The organism is Agarivorans sp. MS3-6 (genome assembly GCF_054112545.1).
This window is the reverse complement of record NZ_CM134202.1, coordinates 1,632,788-1,642,500: the sequence shown is the minus strand read 5'-3', so window position 1 is coordinate 1,642,500 and position 9,713 is coordinate 1,632,788. Positions and strand designations below refer to the sequence as shown.

Sequence of the window (9,713 nt, the reverse complement as noted above, 5' to 3'; positions counted from 1 at the left end):
TTAGCGCAAGCGAAGCTATTGATCGAAGCCCCGGTAAACGGCGGCCGTAACTATAACGGTCCTAAGGTAGCGAAATTCCTTGTCGGGTAAGTTCCGACCTGCACGAATGGCGTAATGATGGCCAAGCTGTCTCCACCCGAGACTCAGTGAAATTGAAATTGCCGTGAAGATGCGGTGTACCCGCGGCTAGACGGAAAGACCCCGTGAACCTTTACTACAGCTTGACACTGAACATTGACCCTACATGTGTAGGATAGGTGGGAGGCTTTGAAGCGTTGTCGCTAGATGATGTGGAGCCGACCTTGAAATACCACCCTTGTAGTGTTGATGTTCTAACGTTGGTCCCTTATCGGGATTGCGGACAGTGTCTGGTGGGTAGTTTGACTGGGGCGGTCTCCTCCCAAAGAGTAACGGAGGAGCACGAAGGTTGGCTAAGTACGGTCGGACATCGTACGGTTAGTGCAATGGCATAAGCCAGCTTAACTGCGAGACAGACACGTCGAGCAGGTACGAAAGTAGGTCATAGTGATCCGGTGGTTCTGTATGGAAGGGCCATCGCTCAACGGATAAAAGGTACTCCGGGGATAACAGGCTGATACCGCCCAAGAGTTCATATCGACGGCGGTGTTTGGCACCTCGATGTCGGCTCATCACATCCTGGGGCTGAAGTCGGTCCCAAGGGTATGGCTGTTCGCCATTTAAAGTGGTACGCGAGCTGGGTTTAGAACGTCGTGAGACAGTTCGGTCCCTATCTGCCGTGGGCGTTTGAGAATTGAAAGGAGCTGCTCCTAGTACGAGAGGACCGGAGTGGACGAACCGCTGGTGTTTGGGTTGTTATGCCAATAGCATTGCCCAGTAGCTACGTTCGGAACTGATAACCGCTGAAAGCATCTAAGCGGGAAGCAGGCCTTGAGATTAATTCTCACTAGGACTTTAAGTCCTCTGAAGGGCCGTTGGAGACTACAACGTTGATAGGCAAGGTGTGTAAGTGCTGTGAGGCATTGAGCTAACTTGTACTAATTACCCGTGAGGCTTAACCATACAACACCCAAGTGGTGTTGCTTATAGACATCTTATTTTTTATGACCAAGAGTACTTGTTATACTCGTGGGATGTTTTCAGCTTTTTCGAATGTTAAAGACAACAAGTTTTTGCCTGGTGGCAATAGCGTTGTGGACCCACCTGAACCCATGCCGAACTCAGAAGTGAAACGCAACTGCGCCGATGATAGTGTGGGGTCTCCCCATGTGAAAGTAGGTCACTGCCAGGCGCCTATTTAGAGAAAGCCTATCCTAACGGATAGGCTTTTTTTATGCCTGAGATTTAGTCACCGGCTTTTAGTCACAGGCCACCACGCTGAGCTGATAGCCATGGATAGCCATGGGTAAGCATGCTTTTTCAGGCTGAAGTGAAAGCCGCTATGCTGCGCACCTGTTCCACTGCCAGAGTCTATTTAGAGAAGGCCTATCCTAAGGGATAGGCTTTTTTATGCCTGATATTTAGTCATAGGCTTTTAGTCACAGGCTACTACGCTGAGCCGATAGCTATGGTTAGGCATGTGACAGTCGTCAGATACCGCCAGGCACTTATTTAGAGAAGGCCTTCGCTTTCATTACCCTGGAGTATTGTTGTTTATAGTCGGCACTTCATATCCCCATATCCATACATGATAGCGTGGTTCCGTTATTTAAAGACGGTCTTTGAAAGATCTCGGGCTTGGCTAATTGGGCTCGTTAGATAAATGACAAATGATTACAGCCAAACGTAGTTCGTGTTTATTGTTTTATTTCCAATGGTATAAGAAGGGATGTTGAATGCTTAGCAGAGCGACTAAATAGTCGTTTCCTGCCTATCAGTGAGCACTGGCTAAATGGATAATTTTGGCAAGCCGTGGCTCGTTAGGAAACAACGTTATCGCCTCCTTTTGTAAGTGTTTGGCTTGTTTTATTTCGCCTAAGCTTACTAAGGCATTGATTTGATGAACGTACAAATTTAGCTTTGGCCGAGTGGATAACTGCTCGCGGTTCCAGTCTACATATTGTTTTAGGGCTTGCTCTCCTCGGCTAAGGGATGATAAATACCTAAACGAAACTCGCTCGGTATCAGGAAATAGCCACAGCGCTATTACATAACTCTCTTTAGCTTGCTTATTCATAGCGAGTGCTTTTAATGCAATGATTCTATTTAAGTAATGCTCCGTGCGGGTTTCTCTTTGTATTAAGGAATCAGACCACGACAAATAATTTTCTAGCTCCTCTTTAAGGCCTAATGTTAGTGCTGCTGATAATCGGTAAGACATAACATTAAACTGATAACGACCGAGAATAGGCAAAGGGTTCACAATGGATTCAAGTAACGCCACGTTACTTGATCCGGTTCGCTCAAAGCGAGTGAGGTGTTGGATAGCTTGTAAGCCGGTGAGCATAAAGGTTAAAGACGCCACTGTTATGACAGCACCGGATACTTTAAAGGCAGAAATGACAGTCAAGTGTATAGTTTTTAGCTCCTGAGTTTCTGTACTTATTTTTCCAAGCAGTATGCAAAAGAGCACCCATAGAATCGCGGCATGATAGAACGGTAGTTCAGTCATATTGTGAAAAAGGCAAGGTAATAAGATCGCGAGGTACAAACAACCATAAGACAAATTGCCCTTGCGAGAGAATAAGCTTATCAGCAAATACCCTGATACAGCCAGTAAGGCAATAAAAGGCAATATTCCCCCTTCAGTTAGCCAAAATAAAAGCTCATTATGCGGATGAGTAAGATTAAACATAAAACCATCGATCAGTCCTGATGAGCCCATCGCGGCTTGGGTTTGATGGTAGGCTATCTCAAATGAGCCATATCCCCAGCCAAGTATCGGCTGCTGGGAAATAAGCTGCCAAGTTACCTTAAGCATATTTACGCGAAGATCTGCTGAGCCTCCTAATGCTCCACCTCTAGCTTGCCAGTCACTTGTGAATTGGATTGCTAATGGAATCGCAATCCCAGTCGCTATGGCAAGTCCTAGTGCTGCCATTTCTTTTTTGGCGGCTTGTTTTATCAATAGCGGTATGCAAAGTGGGATAACCAACGTGAGCGCCCAAAATGCAGTGCGTGAGTCACTCAGTACTACCGCCCACATGGCAAAAAAACAGCCGCCGTATACCAATGTTCGTTGCAGTGTACTGCGCACGGCTTGTTGGCTAATTAGCCAAACGGCACAAGGAAGCGAAAATAACAAGAAGGTGCCGTAAACATTTGCTTGTTGAAATATCCCTGACGCTCTAGTTGAGAGAGTGTTGAATCCAAGCCAGTTGTTTTCACTGAGTAAGTAGATTTGAATCAGACCGTAGAGACTTTCTATCACTATTCCGGCGATGATGAGGTAAAAGATAGACTGCCACTGCTGACGAGTTAGTTGCAGTTGTATTACGGTAAAGATTAATAATAGTCCCGCGGTCATACCGATTAGCCGGCTAACAGCAAACCAAGCTAGCACGGCGTTAGGGTAAAGTATTGGGAGCCAAAGTAATGCGGTACCGATAGCGACTACCAATAGGCTGCGATTATAGCGCAAGGTTTTACTTGCGCTGACTTTGAATAAGCCTAGGCCTATTATTGGCCCAGCTATACACCATACGAGCAAATTAAACGGCAAAGACAAACCAGTGCCGCCTTGGTTATGCTGAAAATAGTGCATACCTAACAGTAACAGCGCGGCAAATAGGGCAATAAAACATCGCTCTATGGTTAGTTTAGCTAACATTACTCTTCCGTGAATTAAGTGCTGACCCTGCTACTATTTTTGTTTCAGCATTGGTTTCAAAAAGCGAGCTGTGTGAGAACGAGCTTCTTCTGCTACATCCTCTGGTGTGCCAGCAACCAGGATCTTCTCCGCCGCCTTTACCGCCTTCAGGCCCTAAATCTACAATCCAATCGGCCGTTTTCACCACATCCAAATTGTGCTCAATAACCACAATGGTATTGCCGTGATCCCGTAAACGATGGATCACATCAAGTAACAACTGAATATCATGGAAATGCAAGCCGGTAGTTGGTTCATCGAGGATATATAGAGTTTGGCCGGTATCTCGTTTGCTCAATTCGCGCGCTAGCTTAACCCGCTGCGCTTCGCCTCCCGACAACGTGGTTGCTGACTGCCCTAACTTGATATAAGTCAGTCCTACATCAATCAATGTCTGTAGTTTTCTGGCTATAACTGGAACCGCATCGAAGTAGGGGCGGGCTTCTTCTATTGTCATATCTAGAATTTGATGAATGTTTTTGCCCTTGTATTTAATCTCAAGGGTTTCACGGTTGTAACGCTTGCCTTTACATACGTCACAAGGAACGTAAACATCGGGTAAGAAGTGCATTTCTACCTTGATAACGCCATCACCTTGGCAAGCTTCGCAGCGGCCACCTTTAACATTGAAGCTAAATCGACCCGGTTTATAGCCACGAGAACGCGATTCCTGTGTAGCCGCAAATAGCTCGCGAATTGGGGTAAATATACCGGTGTAGGTTGCAGGATTAGAACGCGGTGTTCTGCCGATAGGGCTTTGGTCAATGTCGACAACTTTGTCGAGCTTGTCCAAACCTTCAATTTTCTTGTAGGGGGCGATATCTTCGCCAGCGGCACCATTAAGCTCTTTTTGCGCAATTTTATACAAGGTGTCGTTAATTAAGGTGGATTTACCGCTGCCCGATACACCGGTAACACAGGTTAGCAAGCCTAGGGGAATGGCTAAATTTACGTTTTTAAGGTTATTGCCACTCGCGCCATTGAGCTTTAGCCAATCGCCTGCTGGAGTATGGCGTTGCTCAGGGATAGCGATAGACTTAACGCCACTGAGGTATTGACCGGTTAATGAGTTTGCGGTGTTGATTACTTGCTGATACGACCCTTGTGCCACAATTTCACCACCATGAACCCCCGCTCCAGGACCAATATCAACTATGTAGTCAGCTGCTCGAATAGCGTCTTCGTCGTGTTCTACCACTATCACTGTGTTGCCAAGGTCGCGTAAGTGGTTAAGGGTAGCAAGTAAGCGTTCATTATCCCGTTGGTGTAAGCCAATAGAGGGCTCGTCAAGCACATACATGACGCCAACCAAACCTGCCCCAATCTGGCTAGCTAGTCTGATTCGTTGTGCTTCACCGCCTGACAAGGTGTCGGCGCTGCGGTCAAGTGACAGGTAATCTAAGCCAACGTTAACTAGAAAGTTCAAACGCTCGCAGATTTCTTTTAATATTTTGTCTGCAATAGCGGCTCGTTGACCAGTTAATGTTAGCGAGCCAAAGAACTCTACCGCTTCACCAATTGATTTGCGACTTACTTGAGGTAAATTAGTGCTGCCAATAAACACATTACGCGCTTCTTCTCGCAAGCGACTTCCGCCACACCCTGGGCACTCTTGGTTGCTAATAAACTTAGCGAGTTCTTCGCGGACAGCATTTGATTCTGTCTCTTTGTAGCGGCGGCGCATATTGGGGATAATTCCCTCGAAAGGGTGTTTGCGCACGGTAACGTCACCGCGGTCGTTCATATACCTAAATTCGATATTGGTCCGACCGGAGCCATGCAGTACCAAATGTTGGTGTTTATCACTGAGTTTTTCAAATGGCGCTTCTAGATCGAAACCAAAATGAGCTGCCAAAGACTTCAACATTTGATAGTAATAGAAGTTGCGCTTATCCCAGCCTCTAATCGCGCCCCCGGCTAAGCTAATGCTGGGGTTTAGGATCACTTTGTTGTCATCAAAAAACTGGTCAACACCTAAGCCATCACAAGTTTGACAGGCGCCAGCTGGGTTATTGAAAGAAAAAATCCGCGGCTCTAGCTCGGTCATGCTGTAGCCACAAACGGGGCACGCAAAGTTTGCCGAGAATAGCTGGCGAGTTTCGCCACTATCCATATCGACTAAAATCGCGGTGCCTTCTGCAAGCTCTAAAGCGGTTTCAAATGACTCGGCTAAACGCTGAGCAAGATCTTCACTGGCGCGTACTTTAAAGCGATCTATGACGACTTCAATATTGTGTTTTTTATGCAGCTCTAACTCTGGAGGGTCGCTTAAATCACAGACTTCACCGTCAATTCGTGCACGAATGAAACCTTGAGCGGCTAGGCTTTCTAAGGTTTTAACGTGCTCACCTTTGCGGTCTCGAACAACCGGAGCGAGCAACATCAACTTGCTATTTTCTGGCTCTTCAAAAACTTTATCGACCATTTGACTAATGGTTTGAGCTGCTAAAGGTAAGTGATGGTGAGGACAACGTGGTTCACCTACCCGAGCGTATAGTAGGCGCAAATAGTCGTAGATCTCGGTGATTGTGCCGACCGTTGAACGCGGGTTGTGCGAGGTTGATTTTTGCTCAATAGATATTGCCGGAGATAAACCTTCAATATGGTCAACATCTGGCTTCTCCATAAGCGATAGAAACTGTCTCGCATAGGCTGATAAGGATTCAACATAACGTCGTTGTCCTTCGGCATACAAGGTATCGAATGCCAGTGAAGATTTGCCCGAACCCGATAAACCAGTAATCACAATCAGTTTATCTCGAGGTAGGGTCAAAGAAATATTTTTTAGATTGTGGGTGCGAGCACCACGAATATCGATACTATCCATTGTTACCTGATAAATGCTGCAGTAAATCACTCAGTATTACATATTGTTTAGCATAATGCTTAGCCCAAGTAATGGCGATTTAGTCAGTTAGCGATCTGTAATCTTAAGCTGGTTTGAAGCTAAGTGGCTGTGGTAGCATTATCGGTTCTTTATTGATTAAATTTTGATGGTTGTGGTAGTGGAAGAAGGTTTGAATCCCACCGAAAAGCGCGGCGCGTATTCTTTGGCACTGTTGTTTGCCTTGCGTATGGCTGGTTTGTTTATGCTTATGCCTGTATTGGTGATTTATGGCCAGCAGCTAAACGGTTTTTCACCGCTATGGGTGGGGTTTGCGATAGGTGCCTATGGCTTAACGCAAGCTATGTTTCAAATACCGATGGGCTGGTTGTCAGATTGTGTTGGACGTAAACCGGTTATTTTTTTGGGGCTCGCTATTTTCGCCTTAGGTTCGGTCGTCGCAGCGCTGGCCGATTCAATCTATGGTGTTGCTCTCGGTCGCGCTTTACAGGGAATGGGAGCGATTGCCAGCACGGTAATGGCCTTAGCTGCTGATTTAAGTCGAGAAACCCAGCGCGCCAAGGTGATGGCTTTTATCGGTGTAAGCATTGGCTTGTCGTTTGCGGGTTCTTTGGTCTTAGGACCTGTGCTGTCGGCCTTGTTGGGATTATCAGGCTTATTTTGGCTGATCGCTGCGCTTGCCATTGTGGCGATGTTGGTGGTTCATTTTATTGTGCCAAATGCCGAAGTTAAAGCGCCTAGAGGCGAAGTGAATGCCAACTCCGAACAAATGCTTAAGTTGCTAAAACATCCTCAATTAGTCCGCTTAGACTGGGGGGTATTCACTTTACACTTGGTGCTTACCGGGTTATTCGTCATTATGCCATTGCGTTTACTTGATGCTGGCTTAGCCGCCGAGCAGCATTGGCAGGTCTATTTACCCGCTGTATTAGTGTCGTTTGTGCTCATGGTGCCTTTGCTGATTATTGCCGCTAAACGTAATCAGCAGCGCGGTTATTTTATCTTTGCGATTAGCTTGTTGTTGTTAGCCAATGTTTTGTTGTTGGTAGAGCATGGCTCTATATGGCTATTGGGTATCATTCTCACCCTATTTTTTGTGGGTTTTAATTACCTAGAAGCAAGTTTGCCAGCACTGATTTCAAATCTTGCCCCCCCTGGAAACAAAGGTGCAGCGCTGGGGGTATTTTCTACGAGTCAGTTTTTGGGCGCATTCGTTGGTGGAAGTAGTGCCGGAGCCCTATATATGGCTGGCGGCATGGTGGCGGTGTGTTGGTTTACCATCAGCCTATTGCTGATTTGGATATTGGTTAGTTTGGGAATGCGTGCGCAAAGCGGTATAAAAAGTTATTCGTTGGCGATATCATCTGCCGACAAACCTGCAAGCTTATTGGCAAAACTTCAGGTTTTACCTGGAGTTGTAGAAGCGGTGATGATTGCTAGCGATCACACGGTTTACCTTAAAGTAAAAACAAAAGAATTTGAATTGGCTAGAGCATTGGATTTGGTGCGAGCAGCCTAGTATGATAGCGGGTCTTCCTCGCCACAACAGATAGATTATAGGAGCGAAATACATGGCCACTCGGGGCATTAATAAAGTAATTTTGGTTGGAAATTTAGGACAGGATCCTGAAGTCCGTTTTATGCCAAACGGAGGGGCCGTCGCCAACATTACCATTGCTACTTCAGAAAGTTGGAGAGATAAGCAAAGCGGCGAACAAAAAGAGCGGACAGAATGGCACCGTGTGGTGTTGTTCGGCAAATTGGCTGAAGTGGCTGGTGAATACCTTAAAAAGGGTTCTCAGGTATATATTGAAGGTCAATTACAAACACGTAAGTGGCAAGATCAAAGTGGTCAAGACCGTTTCTCTACGGAAGTGGTTGTGCAGGGCTTTAATGGTGTTATGCAAATGTTGGGTGGTCGTCCTGGTGGCGGTGCATCACAGCAACAAGGTAATTGGGGTGGGCAACAAGCTGCTGCTCCTAGTGCGCCGGCGCAACAAGGTGGCTTCCAGCAACAGGCTGCGCCACAACAGCAAGGTGGCTTCCAGCAAGCACCGCAACAGGCGGCTCCCCAGCAAGGTGGCTATCAGCAACAAGCTAAGCCTGCTGCTGCACCTCAGCAAGCGCCAGCACCACAAGCAGCTCCTCAGTTTAATGAGCCGCCAATGGATTTTGATGACGACATTCCGTTCTAGGTCTGGTAATAATCTAAAGTGTTAAAATAAACACTAAAAATAATATAACCCGCTAATTAAGCGGGTTTTTTTATTTTTATGTAATGACCGGCTAATTTTTCAGGGAGTTGAGCAGTTGCTGTAGGTGTATAACCGGTATCGCGTAACTAATCGCACTGGGGTCCGACAACACAGCTTCTTTGGTTGTTTTTACAAACACTTTGTTAATAATAGCGATGACTTGGCCCGTTTCAGGGTGATACAAAGGGCTGCCGCTATTGCCAGGGTAAGCAGTTGCGTCTAACTGGTAGATATTATAAGGCGCTTTTAACCTTTTTAATTGGGCTAAGTTTAGTTCACTGGCATTGCGAGCGGGTATCACTACAGGCGTAATGCTTGAAATAATACCGCGATGCGTTACCGGATATAAACCGAGAACAGCCCCAATCGGAAAGCCGGTAAAAGCATATAGTTCGCCTTCCCTTACTTCCTGTGTAGATAAAACCATCGGCCTGAGTGCTTTTCCTTCTATTTGTAGTAGGGCTAAATCATGCTGTTGATTACTGGCGACGACTGTTGCAAACCTAAGCTCCGGCGAGCGACCTTGGCCAACAAATACCACCAGTTTTTCATTTTGTTGCTGATTGAGGCTTTTGGGGATCACATGAGCGTTGGTGGCTATGAGGTGTGCACCAACCACAAACCCTGTTCCTCTTAGGCTAGCACGAGGAGAGTTGAGCCTGTTATAAGTGCCAATACCCACTACTGAAGGTTTGATCTTTTCAATTGTGTCAGCAAGTTCGCTTAATGCTTCTAAACTAAACAGTGAAGAAAGTGACGCAATGATAACGATCAAGACTAGTTTCATACTATATTCTTCCTTGAGAACTGCTTTATCTTAATTTTA

At 46.2% G+C, this 9,713-nt stretch carries 4 protein-coding genes, 2 rRNA genes and 1 pseudogene (1 of these 7 cut by a window edge); 4 read left to right on the top strand and 3 right to left on the bottom strand.

Annotated elements, in window-relative coordinates; translation table 11 throughout:
- Nucleotides 1–1,041 (top strand): 23S ribosomal RNA (locus tag ACVFI8_RS07370); it begins 1,848 nt to the left of the window's first position.
- A gap of 113 nt (nucleotides 1,042–1,154) precedes the next feature.
- Nucleotides 1,155–1,270, top strand: a 5S ribosomal RNA gene (gene rrf / locus ACVFI8_RS07365).
- Nucleotides 1,271–1,852: 582 nt separating this feature from the next.
- Here rrf and ACVFI8_RS07360 read toward each other — a convergent pair.
- Entirely contained in the window at nucleotides 1,853–3,748 is a 1,896-nt protein-coding gene (locus ACVFI8_RS07360; RefSeq protein ID WP_457873492.1) for a Wzy polymerase domain-containing protein, read from the bottom strand.
- Nucleotides 3,749–3,781: 33 nt separating this feature from the next.
- Nucleotides 3,782–6,614 (bottom strand): annotated as a pseudogene (uvrA, locus tag ACVFI8_RS07355) (excinuclease ABC subunit UvrA).
- Between the two features lie 166 nt (nucleotides 6,615–6,780).
- Here uvrA and ACVFI8_RS07350 point away from each other — a divergent pair.
- On the top strand, nucleotides 6,781–8,151 hold the full coding sequence (locus ACVFI8_RS07350; RefSeq protein ID WP_457873813.1) for an MFS transporter: 1,371 nt from the start codon (nucleotides 6,781–6,783) through the stop codon (nucleotides 8,149–8,151).
- A gap of 52 nt (nucleotides 8,152–8,203) precedes the next feature.
- Entirely contained in the window at nucleotides 8,204–8,827 is a 624-nt protein-coding gene (gene ssb, locus ACVFI8_RS07345) for a single-stranded DNA-binding protein (RefSeq protein WP_248714100.1), read from the top strand.
- 91 nt (nucleotides 8,828–8,918) lie between these two features.
- On the opposite strand, the gene ACVFI8_RS07340 is transcribed toward ssb, so the two are convergent.
- Nucleotides 8,919–9,674 carry a S1 family peptidase gene (locus ACVFI8_RS07340; protein ID WP_248714101.1) on the bottom strand — a complete coding sequence of 252 codons (756 nt, stop codon included), beginning with the start codon at nucleotides 9,672–9,674 and terminating at the stop codon, nucleotides 8,919–8,921.
- Between the last annotated feature and the right edge of the window lie 39 nt (nucleotides 9,675–9,713).